This window comes from Pseudomonas sp. BF-B-26, from assembly GCF_019956495.1.
Lineage (GTDB): Bacteria > Pseudomonadota > Gammaproteobacteria > Pseudomonadales > Pseudomonadaceae > Aquipseudomonas.
This window is the reverse complement of record NZ_JAHBDP010000115.1, coordinates 1-26,797: the sequence shown is the minus strand read 5'-3', so window position 1 is coordinate 26,797 and position 26,797 is coordinate 1. Positions and strand designations below refer to the sequence as shown.

General features: G+C 58.5%; 26 protein-coding genes and 1 pseudogene. 13 read left to right on the top strand and 14 right to left on the bottom strand.

Annotated elements, in window-relative coordinates; translation table 11 throughout:
* Positions 1–643: 643 nt before the first annotated feature.
* A complete protein-coding gene (locus tag KGB03_RS26395; RefSeq protein ID WP_223529951.1) occupies positions 644–1,063 on the bottom strand; it encodes an organic hydroperoxide resistance protein in 420 nt (139 codons plus the stop codon).
* Between the two features lie 201 nt (positions 1,064–1,264).
* Complete coding sequence (locus KGB03_RS26390) at positions 1,265–1,750, bottom strand: MaoC family dehydratase (RefSeq protein ID WP_223529949.1); 486 nt, start codon at positions 1,748–1,750, stop codon at positions 1,265–1,267.
* A 189-nt stretch (positions 1,751–1,939) separates the two neighbouring features.
* On the opposite strand from KGB03_RS26390, the gene KGB03_RS26385 reads away from it, so the two are divergent.
* The 3 genes from KGB03_RS26385 to panB all read left to right on the top strand — a co-directional run bounded on the left by KGB03_RS26385 (position 1,940) and on the right by panB (position 4,348).
* A complete protein-coding gene (locus KGB03_RS26385) occupies positions 1,940–2,554 on the top strand; it encodes a LysE family translocator (protein WP_192409696.1) in 615 nt (204 codons plus the stop codon).
* A gap of 77 nt (positions 2,555–2,631) precedes the next feature.
* Positions 2,632–3,450, top strand: coding sequence for an AraC family transcriptional regulator (locus KGB03_RS26380; RefSeq protein ID WP_192409695.1), 819 nt, complete (start codon positions 2,632–2,634; stop codon positions 3,448–3,450).
* Between the two features lie 97 nt (positions 3,451–3,547).
* A complete protein-coding gene (panB, locus tag KGB03_RS26375) occupies positions 3,548–4,348 on the top strand; it encodes a 3-methyl-2-oxobutanoate hydroxymethyltransferase (protein ID WP_223529947.1) in 801 nt (266 codons plus the stop codon).
* 47 nt (positions 4,349–4,395) lie between these two features.
* Here the strand turns inward: panB and msrA are convergent, their stop codons facing one another.
* Together msrA and KGB03_RS26365 are read right to left on the bottom strand one after the other, a co-directional pair.
* A complete protein-coding gene (gene msrA / locus KGB03_RS26370) occupies positions 4,396–4,902 on the bottom strand; it encodes a peptide-methionine (S)-S-oxide reductase MsrA (RefSeq protein WP_111448697.1) in 507 nt (168 codons plus the stop codon).
* A gap of 78 nt (positions 4,903–4,980) precedes the next feature.
* Complete coding sequence (locus KGB03_RS26365; protein WP_223529961.1) at positions 4,981–5,382, bottom strand: GFA family protein; 402 nt, start codon at positions 5,380–5,382, stop codon at positions 4,981–4,983.
* A gap of 134 nt (positions 5,383–5,516) precedes the next feature.
* Between KGB03_RS26365 and KGB03_RS26360 the strand changes: the two genes are divergently transcribed.
* A complete protein-coding gene (locus KGB03_RS26360; RefSeq protein WP_192409692.1) occupies positions 5,517–6,077 on the top strand; it encodes a nucleotidyltransferase family protein in 561 nt (186 codons plus the stop codon).
* Here KGB03_RS26360 and KGB03_RS26355 read toward each other — a convergent pair.
* The 3 genes from KGB03_RS26355 to KGB03_RS26345 all read right to left on the bottom strand — a co-directional run bounded on the left by KGB03_RS26355 (position 5,986) and on the right by KGB03_RS26345 (position 7,911).
* Positions 5,986–6,669: a helix-turn-helix transcriptional regulator gene (locus tag KGB03_RS26355; RefSeq protein WP_223529944.1), complete on the bottom strand. Its 684-nt coding sequence runs from the start codon at positions 6,667–6,669 to the stop codon at positions 5,986–5,988. The genes KGB03_RS26360 and KGB03_RS26355 overlap by 92 nt on opposite strands.
* Before the next feature lie 19 nt (positions 6,670–6,688).
* Positions 6,689–7,318, bottom strand: coding sequence for a hypothetical protein (locus KGB03_RS26350; protein ID WP_033056644.1), 630 nt, complete (start codon positions 7,316–7,318; stop codon positions 6,689–6,691).
* Positions 7,319–7,479: 161 nt separating this feature from the next.
* Positions 7,480–7,911 carry a nuclear transport factor 2 family protein gene (locus KGB03_RS26345; protein ID WP_111448695.1) on the bottom strand — a complete coding sequence of 144 codons (432 nt, stop codon included), beginning with the start codon at positions 7,909–7,911 and terminating at the stop codon, positions 7,480–7,482.
* A 190-nt stretch (positions 7,912–8,101) separates the two neighbouring features.
* On the opposite strand from KGB03_RS26345, the gene KGB03_RS26340 reads away from it, so the two are divergent.
* The 5 genes and pseudogenes from KGB03_RS26340 to KGB03_RS31440 all read left to right on the top strand — a co-directional run bounded on the left by KGB03_RS26340 (position 8,102) and on the right by KGB03_RS31440 (position 12,043).
* Complete coding sequence (locus tag KGB03_RS26340) at positions 8,102–8,734, top strand: CDP-alcohol phosphatidyltransferase family protein (RefSeq protein WP_192409690.1); 633 nt, start codon at positions 8,102–8,104, stop codon at positions 8,732–8,734.
* On the top strand, positions 8,721–9,320 hold the full coding sequence (locus tag KGB03_RS26335) for a lysophospholipid acyltransferase family protein (RefSeq protein WP_008156442.1): 600 nt from the start codon (positions 8,721–8,723) through the stop codon (positions 9,318–9,320). Before KGB03_RS26340 ends, KGB03_RS26335 begins: the two co-directional genes overlap by 14 nt.
* The gene (locus KGB03_RS26330; protein ID WP_111448693.1) at positions 9,317–10,264 is read left to right on the top strand and encodes a phosphatidate cytidylyltransferase; all 948 of its coding nucleotides are present in this window, start codon (positions 9,317–9,319) and stop codon (positions 10,262–10,264) included. The genes KGB03_RS26335 and KGB03_RS26330 overlap by 4 nt, the downstream gene beginning before the upstream one ends.
* Positions 10,265–10,429: 165 nt before the next feature.
* A pseudogene (locus tag KGB03_RS31445) lies at positions 10,430–11,185 on the top strand (MCP four helix bundle domain-containing protein); the annotation flags it as partial.
* Positions 11,180–12,043: a methyl-accepting chemotaxis protein gene (locus KGB03_RS31440; protein ID WP_371922120.1), complete on the top strand. Its 864-nt coding sequence runs from the start codon at positions 11,180–11,182 to the stop codon at positions 12,041–12,043. The pseudogene KGB03_RS31445 and the gene KGB03_RS31440, both read left to right, overlap by 6 nt.
* Positions 12,044–12,066: 23 nt before the next feature.
* On the opposite strand, the gene ilvD is transcribed toward KGB03_RS31440, so the two are convergent.
* A complete protein-coding gene (ilvD, locus tag KGB03_RS26320; protein WP_223529940.1) occupies positions 12,067–13,749 on the bottom strand; it encodes a dihydroxy-acid dehydratase in 1,683 nt (560 codons plus the stop codon).
* A 377-nt stretch (positions 13,750–14,126) separates the two neighbouring features.
* Between ilvD and mqo the strand changes: the two genes are divergently transcribed.
* Positions 14,127–15,773, top strand: coding sequence for a malate dehydrogenase (quinone) (mqo, locus tag KGB03_RS26315; protein ID WP_223529938.1), 1,647 nt, complete (start codon positions 14,127–14,129; stop codon positions 15,771–15,773).
* Between the two features lie 163 nt (positions 15,774–15,936).
* On the opposite strand, the gene KGB03_RS26310 is transcribed toward mqo, so the two are convergent.
* Positions 15,937–16,560 carry a hypothetical protein gene (locus KGB03_RS26310; RefSeq protein WP_223529936.1) on the bottom strand — a complete coding sequence of 208 codons (624 nt, stop codon included), beginning with the start codon at positions 16,558–16,560 and terminating at the stop codon, positions 15,937–15,939.
* 346 nt (positions 16,561–16,906) lie between these two features.
* Between KGB03_RS26310 and KGB03_RS26305 the strand changes: the two genes are divergently transcribed.
* Together KGB03_RS26305 and KGB03_RS26300 are read left to right on the top strand one after the other, a co-directional pair.
* On the top strand, positions 16,907–17,272 hold the full coding sequence (locus tag KGB03_RS26305; protein WP_111448688.1) for a hypothetical protein: 366 nt from the start codon (positions 16,907–16,909) through the stop codon (positions 17,270–17,272).
* Between the two features lie 339 nt (positions 17,273–17,611).
* Positions 17,612–18,523, top strand: coding sequence for a bifunctional helix-turn-helix transcriptional regulator/GNAT family N-acetyltransferase (locus tag KGB03_RS26300; protein ID WP_223529959.1), 912 nt, complete (start codon positions 17,612–17,614; stop codon positions 18,521–18,523).
* 4 nt (positions 18,524–18,527) lie between these two features.
* Here the strand turns inward: KGB03_RS26300 and dapF are convergent, their stop codons facing one another.
* From dapF to KGB03_RS26275, 5 genes are all read right to left on the bottom strand, one after another.
* The gene (dapF, locus tag KGB03_RS26295; protein ID WP_223529934.1) at positions 18,528–19,346 is read right to left on the bottom strand and encodes a diaminopimelate epimerase; all 819 of its coding nucleotides are present in this window, start codon (positions 19,344–19,346) and stop codon (positions 18,528–18,530) included.
* A gap of 357 nt (positions 19,347–19,703) precedes the next feature.
* Positions 19,704–21,959, bottom strand: a complete 2,256-nt coding sequence (gene katG, locus KGB03_RS26290) for a catalase/peroxidase HPI (protein WP_223529926.1) — start codon at positions 21,957–21,959, stop codon at positions 19,704–19,706.
* Between the two features lie 417 nt (positions 21,960–22,376).
* Positions 22,377–23,171 carry a methylmalonyl-CoA decarboxylase gene (scpB, locus tag KGB03_RS26285; RefSeq protein ID WP_223529920.1) on the bottom strand — a complete coding sequence of 265 codons (795 nt, stop codon included), beginning with the start codon at positions 23,169–23,171 and terminating at the stop codon, positions 22,377–22,379.
* Positions 23,168–24,394, bottom strand: coding sequence for a CaiB/BaiF CoA transferase family protein (locus tag KGB03_RS26280; protein ID WP_223529918.1), 1,227 nt, complete (start codon positions 24,392–24,394; stop codon positions 23,168–23,170). Before KGB03_RS26280 ends, scpB begins: the two co-directional genes overlap by 4 nt.
* Positions 24,395–24,424: 30 nt before the next feature.
* The gene (locus KGB03_RS26275; RefSeq protein WP_223529916.1) at positions 24,425–25,717 is read right to left on the bottom strand and encodes an MFS transporter; all 1,293 of its coding nucleotides are present in this window, start codon (positions 25,715–25,717) and stop codon (positions 24,425–24,427) included.
* Positions 25,718–25,915: 198 nt separating this feature from the next.
* On the opposite strand from KGB03_RS26275, the gene KGB03_RS26270 reads away from it, so the two are divergent.
* On the top strand, positions 25,916–26,797 hold an 882-nt coding region (locus tag KGB03_RS26270), incomplete at its 3' end, for a LysR substrate-binding domain-containing protein (protein WP_223529914.1).

Below are 26,797 nucleotides of genomic sequence, written 5' to 3'. Positions count from 1 at the left end.
CTCGGCATGCCCTCGCTCCGGTCCTGCTCCGTGGGCCCGCCGCCATCGGCCATCCATGGCCGGGGGCGGCTAACCCGGCATCCATGCCGGGTTGCCCACTGCGCAGAACCGGAACGAAGCCTCCCGAGGCGGCGTGCACCGCAAAAGCAAAGCGAGGCGGCCTACCGGCCGGCCTGTCTCTTCATGCGTATGCATTCCCCCTGTGGGAGCGAGCCTGCTCGCGAAAGACGTGAACGATAACGCGGGCTGTCTGAATGAACGCGGTGTCCGGACGTTTTTCGCGAGCAGGCTCGCTCCCACAGGTACAACACCGGGCTGTTGATCTTGCTTTGCTTTGGCTTTTGATCTTGATCTGCCCCGTCGGAAGGCCGAGTGGAGGTTCTGCGCAGTGGGCACCGCGGCAAGGATGCCGCGGTAGCCGCCCCCGGCCATGGATGGCCGATGGCGGCGGGCCCACGGAGCAGGACCGGAGCGAGGGCATGCCGAGCCTAGGCGAGGCACCGTACGTCAGGGGCAAAAGCGTTTGGTTACTTGGCGCTTTTCCAAGTGACTCGCTGTAAAAGCGAAACCGCCAGCCGCCATCACCGCAGAAACGGATATGTACCCCACCCCTAAGTGAACAGCGCCGCACGAGGTGTTTCGATCAAACCAGATTAATCGTGACGTCGATGTTGCCACGGGTCGCCTTCGAGTACGGGCACCGCTGGTGGGCACCATCCACCACCGCCCGTGCGACTGAAGGATCCAGACCCGGAAGGCTGACATTGAGGCGCGCCTGGAGGAAAAAGGCATCTTCGGTCTTGCCCAGGTCCACTTCGGCATCGACGGCAACATCGCTCGGCAGGGTCACCTTCAATGCGACAGCCGCCTTACCCATTGCACCGATGAAACAGGCCGACCAACCTGCCGCCAACAGCTGTTCGGGATTGGTGCCACTTCCTGACGAGCCAGGCGCGGAAAGCTTGATGTCCAAACGTCCATCGTCGCTTCGCGACTCGCCGTTACGGCCTCCGGTCGTGTGGGTCTTGCCGGTGTAAAGCACGGTATCGATTTCATTGATCATGAGGTGGCTCCTGCTGGGGTGTTGGGCTCATTAGCCTGTGTTCATCGAAGAACACCAGGTGTGCGACGCCACCCACTTTTTCACCTTCATGTACTGCGTATGTGTCCTGATCCGGCGATTGTGTATCGCTGTGTAAGATCGCCCGCGAACATACAGAGCGATACAAATCCCCGGTCACCTTCGTCGATACACGTGAAGCCGTTATTCGCGAGGGGCCGTGACACCGTTTGTGGGATCACCTTCATGCAGCATCTGCGTCAGGATTTCTCGCTCCTTCACGCCCGGCACGACGCCGCTGGTTTGTGCTTCCAGCACGACGATGTCGTCCTCGTTGGTCATTGTGATAGTCGCCGTGACCCGGTCCTTTTCATCGATGTTGGTGATCACCCAATGGCAGGTGATGGTGTCGCCGGCATACACGGGTTTCTTGAAGTGAAACGTCATGCCTGACGCCAGCCAGCCGATCTGCCCACCGATTTCGGTGACCAGGCTGGCCGTCAGCAGACCATGGGAAACCGGCGTCCTGAAGCCGCGGGCCTCGGCGAAACGCGCATCGAAATGCACGGGGTTGTAGTCGCGGGAAATGTTGGCGAAGCGTTGAATGTCTTGCTCACTGAAGCGGCGGGATACCGTGAAGCTGTCGCCTGCTTGCAGCCCTTTGGCGGCGCGCTGTCTGAAGCTGATCACTGAATAATCCTTTTATTGATGAGGTGCTCTCAACCGGAAACACCGATGAGCGTGCTTAATCAATAAGTGGGTTATTGTCACGCGTCAACCTGCTAATTCGCGACCCACAAACGTACAAGCCAAGCGACAGTTTGCCTGCGTAGACTCCAACGATTCGTACCGCGTTTCTTGGTTAATTGCAGGCAAGTCATGGACATTTTTCTCTACGCCTTCAGCGTGATGTACAGCCCGGGGCCGGTCAATTTCATGGCGCTGAACGCCGGGCTGACGGGAAGGTTTCGGCGCTCCCTGGGTTTCTTCGTCGGCGTGGGCTGCGCCTTGTTGATGCTGTTCATCCTCTTTGGCTATACCGGTGAAGCGATTATTTCCCAGAGGGCGCTACCTTACATTTCACTGGTCGGCGGTCTCTATACGCTCTATCTCGCCTACCAGGTCTATACCGCAACGACGGTGGTGCCGGGGGCAAGCGAGCCCCCTGTTGCAGCGCAAAAGACTCTGACGTTCTGGAACGGATTTTTGATTCAGGTGCTGAACCCCAAAGGCATCATGGTGGTGTTGCCGATCACCAGTGTCATGTTGCCGGCGGCGCACATCACCGGTTCCTCCATCGCTATCGTCTCTGCGCTGCTGGCAATCGCCGGCGGTGGGGCGCCCGGAGTTTATTCGCTGCTGGGCGCCATCCTCGGCCGACGTATTACCCGTGAGTCTTATTTCACGGTGTTCAATCGTCTGATGGGGCTGGCGCTCGTGGTCTGTGCTTTCTTCATGTTCCACGCGTTCTACCTGCACGTTCAGGCGACATGAACCGGCTTGAGCGACGTGTCGATCCCTCGTGTTATGGTTTCGAAGGTACACATCTGCAATCGCACCGGTGGGCCACCATGCCAGATCACCCTTCGCAAAGAGATTGGGTCAGACATGCTCCCGAGGCTTCGAAGCTTGAACGGTTCGAAGCGTTCTTCTGCGCGCACGCCTTCGACCCTCATCGGCACGACACGTACGCCATCGGCCGAACCGTCGCCGGCGTGCACCGTTTCAATTACCGGGGTGAATCGAAACTGTGCCTGCCCGGTGAAACCATGATCGTGCATCCCGACGAATCCCATGATGGTTGCGCAGGCTCCGAGGCGGGTTTGCGTTATCGCGGCGTGTACGTACCGCCATCCCTGGTTCAGCAGATTGTGAAGGGCAAGCCGCTGCCGTTTTTCAAGGCGGCCGTCACCCGGGATCCGCGCCTGGCCGCTGCGGCCGATGCGCTCTTCGATACGCTGGGTGACGAACTGGATTCGCTGGCGGAAGACGACGCCCTCTATACCTTCGTGACGACTCTGGCAGAGCTCGCGGGCCAGCCTCCCGGCCGGACAGCCCACCACTTCGCCGCTGCGGCGCGAGCCCGCGAATACATTGACGACAACCTTGATCGGCCGATCACCCTCGACGACCTGGCCGATTGCGCCGGGCGGGATCGCTGGAGCCTGTCGAATGACTTTCGTATGTTCTTCGGCACCAGTCCGCACCGCTATCTCACGCTGCGGCGCCTGGACCGGGTGAAAGCGCTCACCCAAGCGGGGCTGGCACTGTCGGATGCGGCGATCGATGCGGGTTTTTTCGATCAAAGCCACATGTCCAGGCACTTCAAGAAGGCTTTCGGTATTTCGCCTTCGCGCTGGTGTAGCCCTGCCAAAGCGTTCGACCACTGACCCAATGCGTTGCACCGCCGAGATTCGGGCTCACCCGGATTTCGCAGCAGAGCCGTGCCCGATTGATCCTTCCAGCCACAGCACGAGAATATTCGTCATGCCCGATATCACCCTGACCACTCTGCAAGGACTCAAACAGCGCGGAGAGAAAATCGTCATGCTGACCTGCTACGACGCCACTTTCGCCCACGCCTCCAGTAGTGCTGGCGTGGAGATGTTGCTGGTCGGCGATACCCTTGGAATGGTGTTGCACGGTCATGACAGCACGCTGCCGGTGGAGGTAAAAGATGTGGCTTACCACACCGCCTGCGTCAAACGCGGCAATGCCGGTGCCTTCATCGTTGGCGACATGCCGTTCATGAGTTACGCCACCCTTGAGCAGGCATTGCAGAGCGCCGGCTGCCTGATGAAGGCGGGCGCCCACATGGTCAAGCTCGAAGGGGATATCTGGCTGGCGGACACCGTTCGCCGACTGACCGAGAACGGTGTTCCGGTGTGCGTGCACCTGGGATTGACCCCGCAATCCGTCAACATTCTGGGAGGGTTCAAGGTTCAGGGGCGCGACCCGGTTCGGGCCCGTCAGTTGGTTGAGGCTGCTCTGGGCCTGGAAGAGGCCGGCGCTGCGATGTTGCTGGTGGAATGCCTGCCCAGCCCGCTGGCCGAGCAGATCAGCCAGGCCGTGCGCATCCCGGTGATCGGCATTGGCGCCGGGCTGGGAACCGATGGCCAGGTGTTGGTCCTTCACGACATGCTGGGGCTGTCCCTGACCGGTCGTACGCCCAAATTCGTACGCAATTTCATGATCGGGCAAGACAGCATCCAGTCTGCGCTGGAGGCATATGTGGCGGCGGTGAAGGTGGGCGCTTTCCCGACGGGGGAGCATGGGTATTCGGCGTGAAGCGGTCTCGCCAACAGTCGTCGGCGGGACCGCTTTTCGCCGCACCATCACCCTCGTTTAGGCAGCTTCCAGTCTGGCCGAATGAAATGGCAGGTGTAACCGTTGGGATAGTGTTCGAGGTAGTCCTGATGTTCCGGTTCTGCTTCCCAGAACGGGCCAGCGGGCACGATTTCAGTGACGACCTTGTCGGGCCACAAGCCGGATGCATCAGCGTCGGCCACCGTATCCTCGGCCACCTGCTTCTGTTCATCGTTGAGATAGAAGAGTGCCGAGCGGTAGCTCATACCCACATCGTTGCCCTGACGATTTTTCGTCGTCGGGTCGTGGATCTGAAAGAAAAACTCGAGGATCTGGCGATAGCTGATCTGGTCCGGATCGAACACGATCTCGATCGCTTCCGCGTGGGTGCCATGGTTGCGGTAAGTCGCGTTGGGTACATCGCCGCCCGAGTAGCCTACCCGCGTGGAGAGCACGCCGGGATAGCGTCTCAGCAGATCCTGCATGCCCCAGAAGCAACCGCCGGCCAGGATCGCAGTTTCAGTTCGCGTCGTCATATACGGTCCCTCCCATCAGTGAATTTAGCGTCCGGTATCAATGTACCTCATGTGCTTTCGCTTCTTGGCCGAAAGCGCTCACTCCGTCCGCGGCCACCGATCCTCGATTGCGTACCACGGCGCTTTCGATGCAACACACACGTGTTTCTGTTTTTCACTCAGGAACGGCGTGTCCAGCGTGCCTATCGCCACGGACATCCAATCCGAATACTCGCCTTTGGAATCAGACCAGAACAGCGAAGAGCCGCAATCGCCACAGAACTGTCGGGCGACACCTTCGGACGAGTGATAGGTTTTCAGCGTCTCGACCCCCGCAATGATCTTAATCGCCGACCTCAGGGTGCTTGCATACGTCGCGAACGCTGCCCCGTGGCCCTTGCGACATTGGCTGCAATGGCAATGGGTAAGCGCTTTCAGCTCGGCGGCCACCCGATATTTCACTGCGCCGCACAGGCAACTTCCTTGGTGAAGTGCATCCATGTTCATCGTTTCTCAAGTCTCGGTCGCGCCACTGTAGCGGTCTGCCGAGTGGAGTGAAACCCAGGTGCCCGGTCTTTCAGGCGGTTTTAATGTATCGTCAGCCCCCAGGATTTGAGGCAACCCATGGAGAGAACATGACGTTAACCGCTGAAACGTTGATTGAGATCGCGATGGCCAATCCGGCAAATGCCGAGATTGCCCGGCGCTTGCCTTCTATTGGCCTGGACCAATGCATGTTGACGGCGGGCTGTCTTTTTCAGGCGGTCTGGAATCATCAAGCCGGGCTTCCCGCCGCTTGGGGCATCAAGGATTACGACGTTTTCTACTTTGATGAAGACGTGTCGTGGGAGGCCGAGAATGAAGTCATCGTTGCCGCCCGGAAGCTCTTTTACGACCTGGACGTGAACATCGAAATCAAGAACCAGGCACGGGTTCACCTTTGGTACGGTCAGCGATTTGGCAGGGCTTATCCCAAGCTTCAGTCGGCAAAGGATGGCATTGATCGGTATCTGATTGCGGGGACGTGCATCGGTCTGGATGTGGTGACCGGCGAGGTGTACGCGCCTTACGGTTTGAGCGATGTCGAAGAAGGGCTTTTGCGGATCAATCCGGTGAATCATCAGCCCGATCTGTTCGATCAGAAGGCCCGGAGTTATCAGGCTCGCTGGCCTTTTCTACGGTTGGTCGCAGTTTGAACCGACAGACATATCCGCCGCGCACCATGCACTCCGTGTGATCGACTTCACCACCGCCTAACGCTCCGATCAACGCCAGGTCCAGTTCGCAGACCACCGGGTGGGCCGCGGCCAGGCGGTGGAAGACGCAGTTATGCGCGACGATTTCCTTGTCGTCGGACGAGCGAAAAAACACCTCTGCTTCGTATCCTGCCTGGTTCATGTGCTGCACGATCCTGGCTTCGTCAACCACCTGAGGTTCGCGGTCCAGGGCCAATTTGCGGCCCATGCTGCGCATCAGCGAAGCCAGGGCATCGGGGCCGATGATGTCGGCCACTTCTTCAATCAGCACACTGGCCAGCATCTGATATTGGCGAGGGAACTGCTCCCGCGCATGGTCGGTGAGCCGATACAGCTGCTCTGGACGCCGGCCCGTTGGCCGGGTTTCGCCGCGCAGCACCAAGGCGTCACGCTCCAGCGCCGCCAGATGCTGGCGAACCGCGGTGCGTGTCACCGAAAGATGGTCAGCCAACTCGTCAATGCTCATGCCGCCCGCGTGGTGCAGCAGCGCATTGAGCAGGTCCTGCTGTGTACGGCCCAGTCCTTCCAGCATGGTTTGCCCTCGCGCGGTATCAGAACTTGTCCGGGAACTGCTTGACCAGTGCGGCCGTCAGCGCATCAGCCAGCGACACGATATGGGTGCGCATCATCTGCCAGGTGCGTGCTTCGCCTGCGTAATCGTGCGCGGCGAGTTCATCGACCTGGGCGACGTGATGGCCGCCGTGAGCCGACAACATGGCAACCAGTGTGTTTTCAGGCAGGTTGGGGTTGGCTTTGGCCAGAAACGCCGCAATCGCCTTGGCATTGCTGGTCAAATCCGTGACGGCTGCCTGCTTGCCTTTCGTGTCTTTGGCGACCGTGGCGTCGCTGTAGTGTTTCACCGCGCCCCAGTGACCGGCAAGCAGCTTGAGCAATTGATCGGCAGCGGGCTGGCCGTAGAGCGGAGCGATGCTGTTGGCGATTTTGGTCGCGTTGTCGACGACCTGGTCAGCGGCGACTTTGGCTTGCTGTTTGTCCGCCGCCTGATTGGCGATTGCGTAGTTTCTGATCCAGAAAATATGCTCGACCCACAGGTCGCGCAAGGCCAGGCGCGTGGTCAGCGCGGCGCTGTCGGCGGAGGCTGGAGCGGCGGGGGGATTCTGACTCCAGGCCGGTTGAGCACAGAACGCCAACAGCATTAAAGCCAGGACTTTGATATTCATGACGGCACCCTCTGGTGATGGGATTGTTCGACAATATCAATTTAAGCATACGAATATGTTTTTATTGGGCCCAAGCCAAACTCGCAGATCAACGGTAGGTAAAAGGGGAGAGTAGGGACACCGCAGCCTGGCTAACGGGTGTCCCCTTCGTTACGCAAAAATCAGAACTTGAACGCTTGTCGACCGACCAGCAACCAGTGGCCTTTCTGTTTTTGCCAGATCTGGAAGTTCTCGATTTCGGTCGGAACCACTTCGGTGCCTTTGAGTGCTTGAGCCGAGAAGTGATGGCGGACCAACGCTACGTCTCCCGAGATGGTGATGGTCTGGTTCTGCATCTCCAGGGTTTTGAACGCGCTTTTGCCGGTTTCGATATCGTCGATGAATGCTTTCTTGTCCTGGATCTTCCCGCTGGAATGCCCGTAGGTCAGGTTCTCGGCGGTCAGTGCTTTCAGTTCGGCAATGTTCTTGTGCAGCATGGCTTGCGTCAGATGATCGACGGCTTGCGCAACATCCTTGTCCGCGGAAGCGGGGGCGGCGGCTACGTAGCCACTGAAAAGGCACAAGAATCCAATCAGCAGTTTCACTTTTTTCATCGGTGTTTCCTTGTTGTTGTGGGTTGTAGGAGCGAGAGTGAAAAACATCACTTATCGGTCATCGTACAACCTAGCATGCAGCCGAGAAAAAAACGAACTTGCGTTGAGGACTCATATTCCTGGGTAGGAAGCGCGACTCGCCATTACAATGCAACACGTAGTAACTCATCACTTATAGGGATATTGGCCAGTGGATGACAACAGAAGGCCCATCAAGACGCGCTCTGCGGGCTGGGCAAAACACATCACCGACATTTTGGTGAAAAGAGACATTTCCCCCAATCAGATATCCGTCGCCAGCATCGCCTTCGCGCTTGCCGGCGTCGTGGCGCTCAATATTGATAGCGGTGTCATTGGATCGATCTGCTGCGCGATCGGCATTCAGTTGCGCCTGCTGTGCAACCTCTTCGATGGAATGGTGGCAATAGAGGGCGGCAAGAAGTCCGACATCGGCAGTCTCTACAACGAATTCCCCGACCGGATTGCCGACAGCCTGCTGATCGTCGGGCTCGGGTATGCCATTGGCCAATCCGACCTCGGATGGTTTGCTGCCCTGGCGGCGGCACTGACTGCTTATGTCAGGGTGTTCGGCGGCTCGATTGGCCTCAAGCAGACCTTCATCGGTCCTATGGCCAAGCAGCATCGAATGGCCGTGATGACCGCAGGACTGCTGCTGAATGCCATCGAAGCAAAGTTTTATGGCACTCACTACGTACTGTTGATCGCGCTGGTTGTCATCGCCCTTGGTTCAGTCGCCACCTGCGTCACGCGAACGCTGGCGATCGCCAAGCAGTTGAAGGGGACCGACCATGTGGATCAGTAATGCGCTGATTTCTGTTCTTCGACTGCTGATTGGCGTCACGGCCAGATGGGAGAGCCCGCCGGATCTCACGCGTCAGCGAATCTATTTCGCCAACCACACCAGTCACATGGACACCTTGGCCATCATTGCGGCCCTGCCGCCTGAGGCGAGGTTGAATGTGAAGCCGATCGCCGCTGCCGATTACTGGGGGAAGAACCGATTTCTCTCGTACATCTCCCAGAAAGGCCTGAATGCTGTGCTGATCGACCGTAAACCGGCGCCCGGTAAAAACGCGCTGGAGCCCATTTTCGATGTGGTGCAGGCGGGTCATTCGATCATCTTCTTTCCGGAAGGCACGCGCTCATCCGAGGCACTGCCCGGGGAATTCAAATCAGGTCTTTACCGGCTGGCCGAGACCTTCCCCGATGTCGACCTGGTGCCGATCTACCTGGAAAACCTTCATCGCTCCATGCCCAAAGGCAAACACGTCCCTCTGCCGATCATCTGCACGATCCGTATCGGCAATCCGATGGAAAGGATTGCTGGCGAGGATAAACAGGTGTTTCTGGAACGCGCGCGTAACGCCATTGTGGGGTTGTCGAAATGAGTCTTGAAGCAAAGTTTTTGTGGTTCTTTTTCGGATTGGCCTGCTTGCTGGCGATTGCTTCGCTGGCCGGTCGATTGCTGGCCCGGCGGGCCAAAACGGAAGGCGCTGTCTCGACCATCGAAAACCTCAATCAGCGCGTGAATGCCTGGTGGGGGATGGTCATCATCTTCTTCGTGTCCTACCTGCTGGGCGGCAATGCAACGGTCGTCCTGTTCGGATTCATCTCACTGTTCGCGCTCAGGGAGTTCATCACCCTGACTCCGACCAGGCGGGGTGACCATAACGCCCTGTTTTCGGCGTTTTTCATCCTGATCCCGCTGCAATACATTCTGATCGGTACGCACTGGTATTCGATGTTTACGCTGCTGATTCCGGTGTATTCATTCCTGCTGCTACCGGCGATTGCGGTGCTGAGCCAGGACACTGACGGCTTCCTGGAAAGGACGGCAAAGATTCAGTGGGGCGTGATGATCTGCATTTATTGCATCAGCCATGCGCCCGCGCTGTTGCTGTTGGATCTGGAAGGATTCGCCGGCCAAAACGCGCTGCTGCTGTTCTATCTGGTGTTCGTCGTTCAGTTGAGTGACGTGTTGCAGTACGTGTTCGGCAAACTCTTGGGCAAGCACAAAGTTGCGCCGCTGGTGAGTCCGTCAAAAACGGTCGAAGGTCTGGTCGGTGGTGGCCTGTCCGCAACGCTGATTGGCGGCTGCATGTTCTGGATGACCCCCTTCAGCTTCTGGCAGTCACTGCTGATGTCGTTCGTCATCGTGGTGATGGGCTTCCTCGGTGGTCTGGTCATGTCGGCGATCAAACGCAGTCTGAGCGCCAAGGACTGGGGCACCATGATCAAAGGTCACGGCGGCATGCTTGACCGGATGGACTCGATTTGCTTCGCCGCGCCGATCTTCTTTCACCTGACGCGCTACTTCTTCTCCGCTGCCTGATTCAGGCGCCCTCAAAACCGAAAAAACATACCGCATGTCGTAAAGACATGCGCGTATGGACTTTCGCTTCATTAACCACTCGTGCCGGTCGATAACCTCTTTAGTAAACCAATCCGCGGTTGGCTTCAACGCAACTGACAAACGTGCTCAGAGAGGATCCACAAAGTGTCCATAAAATTACGTTTGATTCTGCTGATTGGGACTGGGCTGATTACCGCGTTGATCATGAGCCTGGTCAGTTACCTGGGAAATACCCAGATGGCTGCTGCGGTGAATGACAACGAGGTCAGTATGACCGTGCTGCGCAATCACCTCGAAGCCGACATGATGCACGACGCGTTACGCGCCGACGTGCTGTCCGCGATGTTGGTCGGGTTGGGCAAAAGCACCAGCAGCAAAGCCGAGGTGCGCAGTTCCATCGAGGAACATGCGGCGCATTTTCGTGAAATGCTTGGTGAAAACCTTAAGCAGCCGGTCAACGACACCATCAAGGGGGCCCTGAACAAGATCAAGCCCAGCCTCGATACCTACATCAGCGCAGCCGAAGGCATTGTTGGGGTGGCGCTGGAAAATCCGGAAGCCGCGCAGCAACAACTGGGCAGTTTCAGTAGCGTATTCAGCCAGCTGGAAAGTCAGTTGGCCGCCCTCAGCGAACTGATTGAGACCAACACCCAACAGACCCGTGCCGACACTCAGAACGTCATCAGCAATGCCAATTTCACCCTCGGCGGTGTCCTGATCGCCAGCCTGTTATTGCTGCTGGCCCAGGGGCGCTCGGTGATGCTGAGCATCATGGCGCCGTTGCAGACTGCTAGCCGCATCGCTGACAGCATCGCCCATGGCAACCTGAGCGAACCGATTGTCGAGCCTACCCACAACGACGAAGCCAGCGCCCTGATTCGCAGCCTTGCGACCATGCAGCGCGACCTGCGCGGCATGATCGAAGCCGTGCGCAGCAACGCCCACGGCGTGAGCGGCATGAGCGAACAATTGAGCAGCGGCTGCCACGAAGTCGCCGGCAGCAGCCAGCAACAAAGCGTAGCGGCCAGCACCATGGCGGCTGCCGCCAGCGAAATGACCGCGAGCATCGAGGAAATCACCCGGCATGCCGAGCGCGCACTGAACATGGCCAATCAGGCCGAGGCACTGGCCAAGGATGGCGGTCGCGTGATCCATCAGGTGGTCAACGACATGGACGGCATTGCGCGTTCGGCGCAGCAATCGGCCCAAGTGATCCGCACGCTGGACAAGGAGTCCGAAGGGATTTTCAGCATCATCCAGGTGATCAAGGGCATCGCCGATCAAACCAACCTGCTGGCGCTCAACGCCGCGATCGAAGCCGCTCGTGCCGGTGAGCAAGGCCGTGGATTTGCCGTGGTGGCCGATGAAGTGCGCAGCCTGGCGGGACGCACCAGCGCCTCCACCCAGGAAATTGCCACGATGGTCTCACGCATCCAGCAAAGCACCCGCGAGGCGGTGACCAGCATGGAGGCGGGCGTGGCGCAGGTCGACAAAGGCATGGCTGTGACCGCCGACGTCGAACGCGCCATCCGCGAAATTCTCGACGCCACGCTGAACACCACGCAACTGGTCAATGACATCACCCGCACCATCGGTGAGCAGAGTCTGGCCAGCAACGAAATCGCCCATCAGGTCGAAATGATTGCCGGTATGTCCGAAGGCAACAGCAAGGTCATCGGCCGGACCGCCTCGACCACCGATGAGCTGTCCACCCTGGCAGGCAAGCTCTCGCAGTCGGTGGATCGGTTCAGACTTTAAGGCGTCAGTCCTGACAACGTCGATTACAGATACTTGTCCGTCACCGCGCCTTCCGAGGCGCTGGACACGGTCTTCGCGTACTTGGCCAACACCCCGCGTTTGTACTTGGATTCCGGGCGCACCCAGCGGGTTTTGCGCTCGGCCAGTTCGGCGTCGGAGACATCGACCGTGATCTGCCGTGTTTCGGCGTCGATGGTGATCTTGTCGCCGTCTTCAATCAGCGCTATCGGCCCGCCGTCAAAGGCTTCGGGCGTGATATGGCCCACCACAAACCCGTGTGAACCGCCGGAGAAGCGGCCGTCGGTGATGAGCGCAACGTCTTTGCCCAGCCCCTTGCCCATGACCGCCGACGTCGGCGAGAGCATTTCGCGCATGCCGGGCCCACCCTTGGGGCCTTCGTAGCGGATCACGATCACATCGCCGGCCTTGACTTCGCCGTTGAGGATGCCGGCCAACGCGCCTTCCTCGCCGTGATACACACGAGCCGTGCCTTCAAAGCGCAAACCTTCCTTGCCGGTAATCTTGGCCACGGCGCCGGTGGGCGAAAGGTTGCCTCGCAGCACCACTAAATGGGAGTCTTTTTTGATCGGTTGGTCGAAGGGCAGGATCACGTCCTGACCTTCGGGGTAATCGGGCACGTTTTCCAGGTTTTCGGCCAGGGTTTTGCCGGTGACCGTCAGCGCATCGCCATGCAGCATGCCGGCGGCGAGCATACGCTTCATCAGCGGCTGGATGCCGCCGATGGCCACCAGTTCGCTCATCATGTATCGGCCGCTGGGGCGCAGGTCGGCCACCACCGGGGATACCTTGCCCAACTCGACGAAATCATCCAGCGTCAGCTCGACATCCACGGCATGCGCCATGGCCAGAAGATGCAGCACGGCATTGGTCGAGCCGGCGAGGGCGATCACCACCCGAATGGCATTTTCAAAGGCCTTGCGGGTCATGATGTCGCGCGGTTTGATGTCTTGCTTGAGCAGCTCCATGACTTGCTGACCGGCGCGGAAACTGTCCGACGCCTTGTCGCTGCCGACGGCGTCCTGAGAGCTGGAACCAGGCAGGCTCATGCCCAACGCTTCAATGGCGGAAGCCATGGTGTTGGCCGTGTACATGCCGCCGCAGGAGCCGGGGCCCGGAATCGCCACTTCCTCGATGTGCTTGACCTGAATCTCGCTGATATCCCCCCGCGCGTGCTGACCCACGGCCTCGAACACGGAGATGATATCGGTGTGGCCTGCGCCCGGCCGGATGGTGCCGCCATACACGAAGATGGACGGGCGATTCAGCCGCGCCATACCGATCAGGCAGCCCGGCATGTTCTTGTCACAACCGCCCACGGTCACCAGACCGTCAAAGCCTTCGCAGCCGGCCACGACTTCAATGGAATCGGCGATCACTTCCCGCGACACCAGCGAATACTTCATACCTTCGGTGCCGTTGGCGATGCCATCGGAAATGGTGATGGTGTTGAAAATAACGCCCTTGGCGCCAGCGGCATTCGCGCCTTTTTCGGCTTCAATCGCCAGCTTGTCGATGTGCATGTTGCAGGGCGTGACCATCGCCCAGGTGGAGGCGATACCGATCTGCGGTTTCTTGAAGTCTTCGTCGGTGAAACCTACGGCACGCAGCATGGATCGTCCGGGCGCGCGTTCCACGCCGTCGACCACTTGGGAGGAATATTTGCGCAGATCAACTTTGTCGCTCATGACATCTCCTCACCGGCTCATCGAGAAAAGCACGATGAGTATAGTGGTCGAGACGGACCATCAAGTCGGGAACAGACGCGCGGGTTTGCCGTGTCGTGATATTCTGCGCGCCAACTTGCTTTGACCTATTCAGTTTGTGCGTCCTTGAGACGCGCCAACAGAATCACTGTCGCTCAAGTAGCTGAAGCCAATAACGATAAAAAGTCAGTTCAGTAGGGACATATAAACTGAGGTCGATGGAGACACGTCGGCCTTGTGTGCCCACCCTCCAATCCTTATGCGTGCGCAACCCGCAGCATGCTGCCTGCATGCCGTGAACCAGGGGCATCAAGCATGGGGATGGAAGGGCGGATGACGTTTTATCAAAGGTGCTACAGATGTTTAAGAAAATGAACACGGCCCTGCTGGGGCTGGCTTTGTCGATGGGGATCACGTCCGTTCACGCGGAAGAGGCAAAGAAAGTCGATGTGCTGCTCATTGGCGGCGGCATCATGAGCGCGACCCTCGGTGTTTGGCTCAATGAGCTGGAACCTGGCACTTCGATGGAAATGATCGAGCGTCTCGACGGCGTCGCCCTGGAAAGCTCCAATGGCTGGAACAACGCCGGTACCGGTCACTCTGCCCTGGCCGAATTGAACTACACCCCGGAAGACGATAAAGGCAACGTCCAGATCACGAAAGCCGTTGAAATCAACGAAGCCTTTCAGATCTCCCGTCAGTTCTGGGCCTGGCAGGTTCAGCAAGGCGTGCTGAAGAACCCGCGTTCGTTCATCAACTCCACGCCGCACATGAGCTTTGTGTGGGGCGATGACAACATCAAGTTCCTGAAGAAGCGCTACGAAGCCCTGCAAGCGAGCCCGCTGTTCGCTGGCATGCAGTACTCCGAAGACCCGGCTGTGATCAAGAAGTGGGTTCCGCTGATGATGGAAGGGCGTGACCCGAACCAGAAAGTCGCAGCCACCTGGAGCCCGATCGGTACCGACATGAACTTTGGCGAGATCACCCGCCAGTTCGTTGCGCACCTGCAAACCACGCCGAAATTTGACTTGAAACTGTCTAGCGAAGTGCAAGACATCACCAAGAACGAAGACGGCAGCTGGCGCGTCAGCTACAAAAACCTGAAAGACGGCAGCAAAACCGAAACCGACGCCAAGTTCGTGTTCATCGGCGCGGGCGGCGGTGCACTGCACCTGCTGCAGAAGTCCGGCATTCCTGAAGCCCAGGAATACGCAGGCTTCCCGGTCGGCGGCTCGTTCCTGGTGACCGAAAACCCGACCATCGCCGAACAACACCTGGCCAAGGCCTACGGCAAAGCCTCCGTTGGCGCACCGCCAATGTCGGTTCCGCACCTGGACACCCGCGTCCTGGACGGCAAGCGCGTCATCCTGTTTGGCCCATTCGCGACCTTCAGCACCAAGTTCCTCAAAGAAGGCTCGTACCTGGACCTGCTGACCACCACCACCACGCACAACGTGTGGCCAATGACCAAAGTCGGCATCAAGGAATACCCGCTGGTCGAGTACCTTGCAGGCCAACTGATGCTGTCTGACGAAGACCGCCTCAACGCCCTCAAAGAATACTTCCCGAATGCCAAAGCCGAAGACTGGCGCCTGTGGCAAGCTGGCCAACGCGTGCAAATCATCAAGCGTGATGAAGCCGCTGGCGGCGTACTGAAGCTGGGTACCGAGATTGTTGCCTCGCAAGACGGCACCATCGCGGGTCTGCTGGGTGCTTCGCCGGGCGCTTCGACGGCTGCACCGATCATGCTGACCGTGCTGCAGAAGGTGTTCAAGGACAAGGTTGCATCGCCTGCCTGGCAGGAAAAGCTGCACCAGATCGTGCCGAGCTATGGCACTCAGTTGAATGGCAACCCTGAGAAAGTGGCTGAGGAGTGGGCTTACACCGCCAAGGTGTTGCAGCTGACTCCGCCGCCGGCGATTGGTCAGATGGCGGCTCCGGCTGCTGCTCCGGCTACTCCGGCCAAGGCGCCGAAGGCTAATGCTGCGACTGATATGGCTCTGTAACTAGAAGCCTGATCAAAAGCCCACTGAACCGGTGACGGTCAGTGGGCTTTTTTGTGTCTGGAATTCGATCTTGCAGATTACGAATTGCTTAGGCTGACGAGTTTTTTGTGGCGAGGGGGCATGCCCCCGTTGGGCTGCGAAGCAGCCCCAGAAAGGTAAACGATCACTCAACGTCGTACATCAATTCCAAGCTTTTTATCCATTCATTCGTCGCGCTGTATCTTGCGTAATAAATTTCCCTTTCTGCGGCGCTTAAATTTGTGAAAAACGGCGAGAAGTAGCTGTCGTTATAGTAGCCCTGAGCGCCTTGCATATCGCCTCCCCACCAAGAAGGGTTATACCCCTCGAAAACAACCCATGGAGGAGGCACGGAGAATTTCTCGCGAGCAATGATGGCCAAGAAATCAACACTATTGGTGACCAGTCGTACAGTCACAGAGTTGAATTCTCTTGTAGATATGAAAAACACCAAGTGCTCAGTTTTTTGAGTGTTTACATACTGCTTTACGGGTAGTTCGTTAAACGTTTTTTCAGTCGCATACGTGAAGTTGTCTTCGACGAGCGTCAAGAGCTTATGAGTATCTTCGTTGCCGATTAAAAATGGAGAGTAGTAGGCTGGAATGCCTATGTCCTCCAAAGACGTGTTTTGCGGATAGTCGGGTAGGGGAGGATCAATGTTTAATAAAGACTTAGTAAAGATCGACTTCAGTTCTGGTATGGAATATCCGACGATTTGTTCTTTCGGTTCCTGCTTTATGAGGGCTTTGATACGACTAAAAATGCTCATGATCTGTCTCAGTCCTGTAGGTATTCGGAGAGCCAAAAGCCCACTGAACCGGTGACGGTCAGTGGGCTTTTTTGTGTCCGCAATTCGATCTTGCAGATCACGAAATGCTAAGACTGACGAGTTTTTTGTGGCGAGGGGGCTTGCCCCCGTTGGGCTGCGAAGCAGACCTGAATAGGGCGGATTTACTCCTCGTCGTGCTTAAGCGTGCGGTGAACCCATCTTGCTTTATATCGTCGTGAGCTCGCATCTCCAGAGATGGCCAAAGCAGTGCCTCATCCGTCGTGACAAAATGGCTTAAGATCATCCAAGGTGGAATGGATCATCTCGACTAAAGGACGCGACATTTATGGAAATCCCCTTTTCTCAAATCAGCGAGCGTTTGAACAATCGCCGATTTTCGGTAGCAGACAACGCCTACGGGCTATCTGATGCACGCACAGTATTTCACTACCATGTCGAGGAAGGTGCTATTTGGGGTACTTACCAGGGTGGTCATATCCGCAGGGGTAATCAAGTCGGGCGCGTGACAGGCCCCGATACCATTGAGCTTCTTTATCAGTGCTTGACCACGGATGGTGAGATTCTTTCCGGCTGGTCTCGTGGCACGGTAGGCATTGATCACGCAGGACGTACCACGCTGACCTTCGTATGGGGTTGGTTGTCGGGCGCGACCGGAGGTGGGGAGTCGAGCTACGTCGAGCTTGCCGCGTAGCGGTTAAGCAGAAAAAGTCGGACTCCGCCGCCGGTGATTGGTCAGGTGGCGGCTCCGGCTCCAGCTGAGAAGGCCAAGGCGCCGAAGGCTAATGCTGCGACTGATATGGCTCTGTAACTAGAAGCCTGATCAAAAGCCCACTGAACCGGTGACGGTCAGTGGGCTTTTTTGTGGGCGTTTGGAATTCTCAGTGTCTCGGTTGCACTGGGTCAGAAGCCAGCCTCAATTGACGATTATTTGGTTGTGCTATACAACTAATAAGACGTTTCGTTCGAGGTGCTTCTCGTGATTCATTCCCAATCAAACCTGATTAACCAAGTCCGTTCGGTATCGCGTCTCATGGTGCGAGAGTTGGGGTTCATGCAAGCCACGCTGGCTGCGACGGACTATCCACCCTCGTCCGTCCACACGATTGTGGAGATTGGGGAGCGGAGTTCGATGACGGCAGTGGAGCTTGTGGAGCTCCTCGGCCTGGAAAAGTCCACCGTGAGCCGTATGGTGCGCAAGCTGATTGAGGCCGGCGAGATAGAAGAGGCTCCACACGAGGATGACGCACGTTCCAAGAAACTGCGACTCACGGCGAAAGGCAAGAAAACCCTGCGAGCCATTGATTCATTCGCGAAAGAACAGGTGAGCGCTGCCTTGACTCACTTAACGAATGAGCAACAGCAGGCAGTGAGTGAGGGCATCGCCCACTATGCGGTCGCGCTGCAAGCCCATCGACTTGGTTCAGAGCAATTGCCTCCCGCGCAATTGGACATTGCTCGAGGCTACCGTCCCGGAATCATCGGCCGTATTGTCGAAATGCATGCTGACTACTACGCAAGACATTCGGACTTCGGTCAGCCGTTTGAAAGTCTGGTTGCATCAGACATGGCGGAGTTGATGGGGCGTTTGGACAATCCACGCAACGAGGTGTGGGTGGCGTTGGACGGCCAGCGAATTGTAGGTTCCATCGCGATAGACGGCGAAGGAGAGGGCGGCGAAGCGATTCTCCGCTGTTTCATTCTTGATGACTCAGCGCGAGGTAAGGGAGCAGGCAAACGCTTGTTGGTTGAAGCAATAAATTTCTGTGACGAACAGGGTTTTTGCGCGACGCGGCTTTGGACATTCAAAGGTCTTGATGCCGCTCGTAAACTGTATGAAGGCTTTGGTTTTAAGTTGGAACAGGAACAAGAGGGGGATCAATGGGGCAAAAGGGTGACTGAGCAGTGTTTTTTACGACCTGGCCTGGCTGTTGCAAAAACTTGAGTCACTATAAAACGTGTAATAGGTTATCCGTGATTGTCCCCGAAAAAGCGGCCTCTACCGGTCCAATAAGAAACACAGGTCCCACGCCATCCCATTGAACCGTCACAGTTCCGCCATCACATTCAACCTCAACGGAGTGGTCTAACAAGCCACAACGAATTCCATTAACTGCGGCACCGCAAGAGCAGGAACCTGAACCGAGCGGAATGCCACCCCAGCGTTCCCAAATGCGCAACCGAATGTGTTTTCGGTTGATGATCTGGACGAAATGCACGTTCGTCCTGAGGGGGAATAGGGGATTTGTTTCAATTGTCGGGCCGATGGTCGCTATATCAATGGCTGTTAGATCATCCACGAAATAAGTGCAGTGCGGATTTCCCATGCTGCAAGCTGTTGGGTCACCAGCAAGTGGCAAAACAGTTGTATCCAGTTCCAGAGACAGCGGAATATCCGACCAGCCGAAAAGTGGCTCCCCCATGTTGACGGAAATTGCGCCGGTTGAAGTTCGTTCGCAAGTGAGTAGACCACGGTTGGTTCGGAGCGCTATCGAAGTGGTGTTCGATTGACGCATCAGCATATCTGCGGCGCCCCGCGTGGCGCTGCCGCAAACTTCCAATGTGGAGCCATCTGCGTTCCAAAACATCAAACGCGCATCTGCACCTTCGCAATCGAGCACCACCGCGAGTTGATTGAAGCCGACTCCTCGGTGCCGATCACCCATTCGCCGAGCCAGGGTACTTGTCATTGGATTGGTCGCGTTTCGCGAGTCGACAATGACGAAGTCATCGCCATTGGCGTGCATTTTATGAAAGCTCAGCGGCATAAATAGATCCTGGCGCAATTGACGTTTAAAGGCGATCTAGCGCCGATTCGGCGTTCTGATCCGTATTTTCCATCGCCATCTGCATCTGTAATGCATACAGCCGCCGGCTCACAATAACGGCACGCTCCGCAGTCGCGGCGACTGCTGCACCGCAAACTCATAATGTAGGAGGCCCAATGGGCAAGATGGCGATTTTCCTGGGTGGATTTCTGGTGTTGACCATTTTGATTGGCGCCCTGGCCACGATCTCTCCCACTTAGTCCTTTCTGCGATCAGACATTCTCCCGCCAGCGCCGCGCCTGAACCAACAACGCCTCCACAGTGGGAGGCGTTGCAGTTTCAGCGATACCGCTCGTGTTACCTGAGGTCGAAGCGATCCAGGTCCATCACTTTGGCCCAGGCGGCGACGAAGTCTTTCACGAACTTTTCCTGCGCATCAGCGGTTGCATAGACTTCAGCCAACGCTCGCAACTGCGCATTCGAGCCGAAGACGAGATCGACGCGGGTGCCGGTCCATTTCAATTCACCGGTTTTGCGATCGCGCCCTTCGAACTCCTCATTAGCCTCCGACACCGGTTTCCATTCCACGCCCATGTCCAGCAGGTTTTTGAAGAAGTCGTTGGTCAACGCTTCCGGCTGCTGGGTGAATACACCGTGCCTGGTTTGTCCGACGTTGGTGTTCAACACACGCATGCCGCCAATGAGCGCGGTCATTTCTGGCGCGGTGAGTGTCAGCAGTTGCGCCTTGTCGATCAACAGATGCTCGGCCGGGACGCTGTATTTGCCTTTGAGGTAGTTGCGGAAGCCATCGGCGATGGGTTCGAGGAAGCCGAAAGACTCCACGTCCGTCTGCTCTTGGGTGGCATCCATCCGCCCAGGTGAGAAAGGCACCGTCACGGTTTGACCGGCATTTTTCGCCGCCTGTTCGACGCCGGCATTACCGGCCAGCACGATCAGGTCTGCCAGCGAGATTTTCTTGCCGCTGTTGTTGAACTCGCTTTGGATACCCTCGAGTTTCGCCAGCACATTCGCCAGTTGCTCAGGCTGGTTGGCCTGCCAGAACTTTTGCGGGGCCAGACGCAAGCGCCCACCGTTGGCGCCACCGCGTTTGTCGGAGCCGCGGAAAGTCGACGCCGCCGCCCAAGCCGTTGATACAAGCTGCGAGACGGTCAGGCCCGAGGCCAGGAGTTTGCTCTTGAGCGCGGCGACGTCACTGTCGTTGACCAAGGCATGGTCGACCGCTGGAATCGGGTCTTGCCACAGCAGCTCTTCGCTCGGCATTTCCGGGCCGAGGTAGCGGGAGAGGGGACCCATGTCGCGGTGGATCAGCTTGAACCAGGCGCGGGCGAACGCGTCGGCCAACTGGTCTGGATTGGCCAGGAAACGCCGCGAAATCGGCTCATAGATCGGGTCGAATCGCAGCGACAGGTCGGTGGTCAGCATGGTCGGATTGCGACGCTTGGACGGGTCGTGAGCATCTGGAATGATGCCGGCGCCGGCGTTATTTTTCGGTATCCACTGGTTCGCACCGGCCGGACTTTTGCTCAGTTCCCACTCGAAGCCGAACAGGTTCTCCAGGTAGTTGTTGCTCCATTTTGTGGGCGTGGTCGTCCAAGTCACTTCCAGGCCGCTGGTGATTGTGTCGCCCCCTTTGCCAGTGCCGAAAGAGCTTTTCCAGCCCAGGCCCTGCATTTCCAGGCCCGCGGCTTCGGGCTCGGCGCCGACATTGTCGGCAGGTCCGGCGCCGTGGGTCTTGCCGAAGGCGTGGCCGCCAGCGATCAGTGCCACGGTTTCTTCGTCATTCATCGCCATGCGACCGAACGTTTCGCGGATGTCCTTGCCCGCAGCGACCGGATCCGGGTTGCCTTCCGGGCCTTCCGGGTTGACGTAGATCAGGCCCATTTGCACGGCGGCGAGCGGGTTCTCCAGGTTGCGCCCCTGTTCAGTGCGGCTTGCCTCGTTTTCCCCTGGCTCAGCTACAAGTGGGCCTTCGCCGGGTTCTTGCATGGGCTCGTCTTTTTTGCCGTAGCGGGTGTCGCCGCCCAGCCACTTGTTTTCCGAGCCCCAATAGACGTCCTCATCCGGTTCCCAAACGTCCGGACGACCGCCGGAAAAGCCGAAGGTCTTGAAGCCCATGGACTCCAGGGCGACGTTGCCGGTGAGGACGATCAGATCAGCCCAGGAAATTTTGTTGCCATATTTTTGCTTGATCGGCCAGAGCAGCCGACGTGCCTTATCGAGGCTGACGTTGTCCGGCCAACTGTTGAGCGGCGCGAAGCGTTGCTGGCCGGAACCGGCGCCACCACGACCGTCACCGGTGCGGTACGTACCGGCGGCGTGCCAGGCCATGCGAATGAAGAGTGGCCCGTAGTGACCGAAGTCCGCCGGCCACCAGTCCTGGGAGTCAGTCATCAACGCAGTGAGGTCTCTTTTGACCGCTTCAAAGTCCAGGCTTTTGAAGGCTTCTGCGTAGTTGAAGTCCTTGTCCATGGGGTCGGACAGGGACGAGTGCTGATGGAGGATTTTCAGATTCAGTTGGTTCGGCCACCAGTCGCGGTTTGTCGTGCCACCGCCAGCGGCGCTAATGAACGGGCATTTCGATTCGTTTGCCATGTGTGAGCTACCTTTGGTCGTATTCATCCGGCTATCCGGCCCAACGTGGGCGTTAAACAGCAACGGGCGAAACCAATGACACAGGCTGCAGGGCCAGCAGTTTGATCAACTGATTGTTTTGATCACAGGGGAATTCTGAACAGCGGCAATCGAGTTGCCTGCACGGTGGCCTACGGCAGGTTTAGTCAGGTTTCTGACCCATTCCTATCTCCTTATCAGCTCTTGACCGGCCGGCTTATGGTGCCGACGCTCGAATAAGGTTAGACCCCAGTTGGGAAGTCAGCTAATAGGGGGAGTATTGGGTCGTGATAGGCAGAGTCTTTTACTGGCGTCACGGGGCGGGGCCGCGTCTATCTGGACCCATAGACGCGGCTCGCAGGCGAAAGCGCTTACATCACGGGACTTTACGGCGGCGTATCAGTTGCCACTGAACACCGCCGGCCTGCGCTCGGTGAAGGCCGCCAGCCCTTCAGTGAAATCGGCGCTTTCGCAGGCCTGTCGCCGCAACTCCGCAATCTGCTCCATCGCCTGCACAGGCATCGGTTGCAGGTCTTCCAGAATGCGCAATTGTTCCTTCACCGCCGCAATGGCCAGCGGCGCTTTGCCGGCGATGCCTTGGGCCATGTCGAGCGCAGTCGCTTCCAGCGCGTCGCTGTTCACCAGTCTATTGATCACGCCAAACCGCTCCGCCCGTTCGGCATCCAGTTTCTGCGCCGTGAAGAACATTTCCTTCAGTACATGAATCGGCAAGTTGTTGAAGAACCGCAGCAACCCGCTGGTGGTGTAGGGCAAGCCGATGTTGGCCGGGGTCATTGCGAAGCTCGCGCTGTGGTCGGCAACCACCAGGTCGCAGCTCATGGCCAGGTCGACTGCTCCGCCCCAGACCGAGCCGCAAATCAGCGCGATCACCACGCCGGGGTAGGCGCGGATGCGGCGCAGTACCTGTTCGAGGGGTTTGCCGTAGGCAATCGGGTCGCGGTCGTGTTGCAGTTCGCGTATGTCGTGACCGGCGCTCCACACCGGCTGGCCCACTTCGCTACCAAGAATCACCACGGGGACGCGTTGTAAGGCGAGGGCGGCGAGGCTTTCATCGAGGGATGCCAGCAACTGCGCGCTGAGGGCGTTGCGGTGGGAGGGGTTGCTGAACACCACCCGCGCGATGCGTTCATCGACGATGTTGACGGTCACGGTGGCAGAGGAGGTTGGGTTCATTGGGTGGTTCCTGTTGAGTGTGCGGGCGAAACGTCGGTGTCCTGGAACACGACTTTGGTGGCGAGCAGTGCGTTGATCGATGCAGCGTCGAAACCGGCTTCGCGCAGGACTTCAATGGTGTGTTCACCGAGGAGCGGCGGTGGACGGCTGGCGGCGCCGTCGGTGGCGCTGAACACCGGTGTCACTACCTGGCGCAATGCGCCGAGTGTCGGGTGCGTAAGTGTTTCGGTCAGTTGGCTGTGCAGTACCTGCGGGTCGTCGAACACTTCGTCGAGCGTGTTGATCGGACCGGCGGGCAATCCTGCCTCGACGAACAGCGTGGTCCATTCGAGTTTGCTGCGGGTTTTCAAGCGGCTTTCCAGAATCTCCCGTAACTCGTCACGCCGTTCGACTCGCGCTTCGTTGGTGGCAAATCGCGGGTCATCCGGCAACGCTGGCAAATCGAGCAGCACGCACAAACGCCCCCACATGGCCGAGGTGATCGGCGCCAGATTCAGCGGGCCGTCCAGCGTCTGGAACACGCCATAAGGCGCAATCACCGAATGCGCATTGCCGGTACGACGCGGCACATCACCCAGGCTGAGATAACGTTGACCGTGCACACTCAACAGCCCGATTAAACTGGCCAGCAACGACGTACTGACGTGTTGGCCTTGCCCGGTCGTCGAGCGCTCCAGCAGGGCCGCCAACACCGCCGTCACCAGCCACATGCCCGAGGTCAAATCGCCGATGGCGGTGCCGGTGCGCGTCGGGTCGCCATCGACGAAACCGGTCAGGCTCATCAACCCCGAATAACCCTGGGCAATCTGGTCGAAGCCCGGCCAGCTGCTCATCGGCCCGTCGGCGCCAAAGGCATTGATGCTGCCCAGAATCAGTCGCGGGTTGCGGGCGCTGAGTACGTCATAACCGAGCCCCATACTCTCCAGCGTGCCGGGTTTGAAGTTCTCGATGACGACGTCGGCGTCATCGATCAGCCGCTGGATCGTGGCCAATCCCTGTGGAGTGCGGAAGTCGATGCACAGGCCGCGCTTGTTGCGGTTACACGACAGGTAGTAAGTGCTCACGCCCCGGTCGAACGGGCCCCAGGTGCGGCTCATGTCGCCGGTCGGGCCGGGCTCGACCTTGATCACATCGGCCCCGAGGTCCGCCAGCACCATGGTGCAGAACGGCCCCGACAGTGCGCGACTCAGATCAACAATCTTCACGCCTTGCAACGCTTGCATAGGGTTCTCCAGTAAGTGTTCAGGTGCGGGTTATTGCGGCAAGGTTTGATCACGGGTTTCGACGGCAAACGGCAGGATCAGAATGCCGACCACGAAGGCCGCAGCCGTCCAGGCGATGGGGGCGCCGAGCGAGCCATACCAGTGAATCGCCGCGGCCAGCAGGAAGTTGACGCCGGCGCCGATGAAGCGACCGACCGAGGCATTGAAGGCGAAGGCCGTGGCGCGGATCCGGGTCGGATACTGCTCGGGCAGCCAGAGCGAGAAAATCGCGAAGTTACCGCCGAAGAAGCCGAGGAACACCAGCGACACCATGAACAGATGAAGGCCATCGTCCATGTAGAACACCCAGCCGAATGCGACGATGATCGATGCCGCCATGCCGGCGAAATAGATGCCCAGCGCGACCCGTCGACCCAGTCGTTCGGCCAGCCAGGGCGCCACCAGGCAACCCAGAATCGTGCTGAGCGACAGCACCGCTGCGCCGATGGAGGCGAGGTGCACCGCGCCGACGTGGTCAATGCCCGCCTGGGTGACCAGCGTGACGACAGCCGTCGCTTCGTACACCGAGCCGGCCCACAAGCCGACGATGGCGACCCCGACCAGCAATGAGCTGGTCAACGTGCGGCGCCGAAAGGCCGGGGCAAAGATTTCCCACCACGACGCGCGCGTTGCAGGTTTCAACTCGGGGGTTTTGAGGTTGAGCGCAGCGTTGCGCACCTGGCCCGGCTCTTTCACTTTTAGCGCGGTATAGATCGCAATGAACGCCGGGAACAGGCCGCAGAGAAACATCACGCGCCAGCCATAGGTGGCGCCGACGGTGTAGTTCAACAGTGCGGCAATGAAGAAGCCAAAGTAGTAGCCGGTTTGCAGATAACCCGCGCCCATCTTGCGCCGGTCTTCCGGCCAGCTCTCGGCGACATAGGTGCCGGCGAGTGCCCACTCGCCGCCGACGCCGATCCCGGCGATCAGCCGAAATGCCGCCAACTGCCAGATGTTCTCCGAGAATGCCGCCGCGCCGGTAAACAGCGAGTAGACCAGGATGCTGGCGGCGAGCATTTTCACCCGGCCAAAGCGGTCGGCGAGCGGCCCCCAGATGAACGACATCCCCCAGCCGATCAGAAACAACCCGAACGTGATCGACCCGTACATGGCGATGTTGGTGGCGCTGGGCTCAATGCCCGAGGCGGGCAGCAGCTCGGTCAGGGCAGGAATCAGAACCAGGGCGAAGATTACCGAATCCACGCCATCCAGAACCCATCCCACGTAGACCGTCCAGAAGCCGCGAATCTGCTCGCGGGTCAGGGGCGTCTTGATGGGCTTCACGCTCGTTGCTGATGCTGTTAACACTCTAGACATTGAGATCTCCCATTGACCTTGATAGGCCTATAGAAGCGCTGCTTGCCGGTGGCGACCGTTGGCGCTTCGTTTGTTGTGAGACGAGTCTAGGCGTCGTATCTCATAAGCTTCAAATATGATATTCCTCTGATTCCATCGGAAAGTTATATGGCTTTGGAGGGATGCATGGACCTGCGCCAGTTGCGGTATTTCATCAAAGTGGTCGAGTGCGGCAACATCACCCGCGCCAGCGAAGCGCTGCATATTGCGCAGCCTGCGATCAGCCAGCAGATGCGCAATCTGGAACGAGACATGGACATGCAACTGCTCGAGCGCAGCGTGCATGGCGTGGTGCCCACGGCGGCCGGGCAGACGCTGTATCGGCACGCCATCGAACTGCTGCGCCAGGCCGACGGCACCCAGGAACTGCTGCGTCAGGACGCCGAATTCCCGCAGGGCAAAGTGTCGGTCGGCATGCCGTCGAGTACCGCCCGCATGCTGGCGATTCCACTCGCGCGCACGATTCGCAGTCGCTATCCGGGCATCAAGCTGGAGTTGATCGATGCCCCGAGCGCCGACCTGGGGCGGCTGATCACGGTGGGGCGGGTGGCGCTGGCGGTGAATGTCGATGCGGTCGACACCCGTGGCATGGCCATGCAGCGGCTGTTCACCGAAACGCTGTACCTGGTGGCGTGGCCCGAGTTTTCGTTACCGGATGGACCGGTGTCGATCGAGGCGTTGGCGAAGATGCCGCTGGTGTTGCCCTGCGCGCCGAACACGATTCGCAGCCGGGTCGAGTCGGCCTTTCAGGAGGCTGGCCTGCACTGTGAGGTCGAGTTCGAGGCCAACTCCACGGACCTGCTGTTCTCGGCCGTCCTGGCCAAACTGGGCGTGACGATCCTGCCGTGGGCGGCCGCCCATGTTGAACTTGAGCAACACAGGCTCAAACTGGCCAGGATCGATCACCGACTGTTTACCCGTGACCTTTCCCTGTGCTGGCATGACACGGTCGTGGAGAGCAACGCGGTGCAAAAGGTCAAAGCGACCATTTTTGAACTGTTCAAAGAC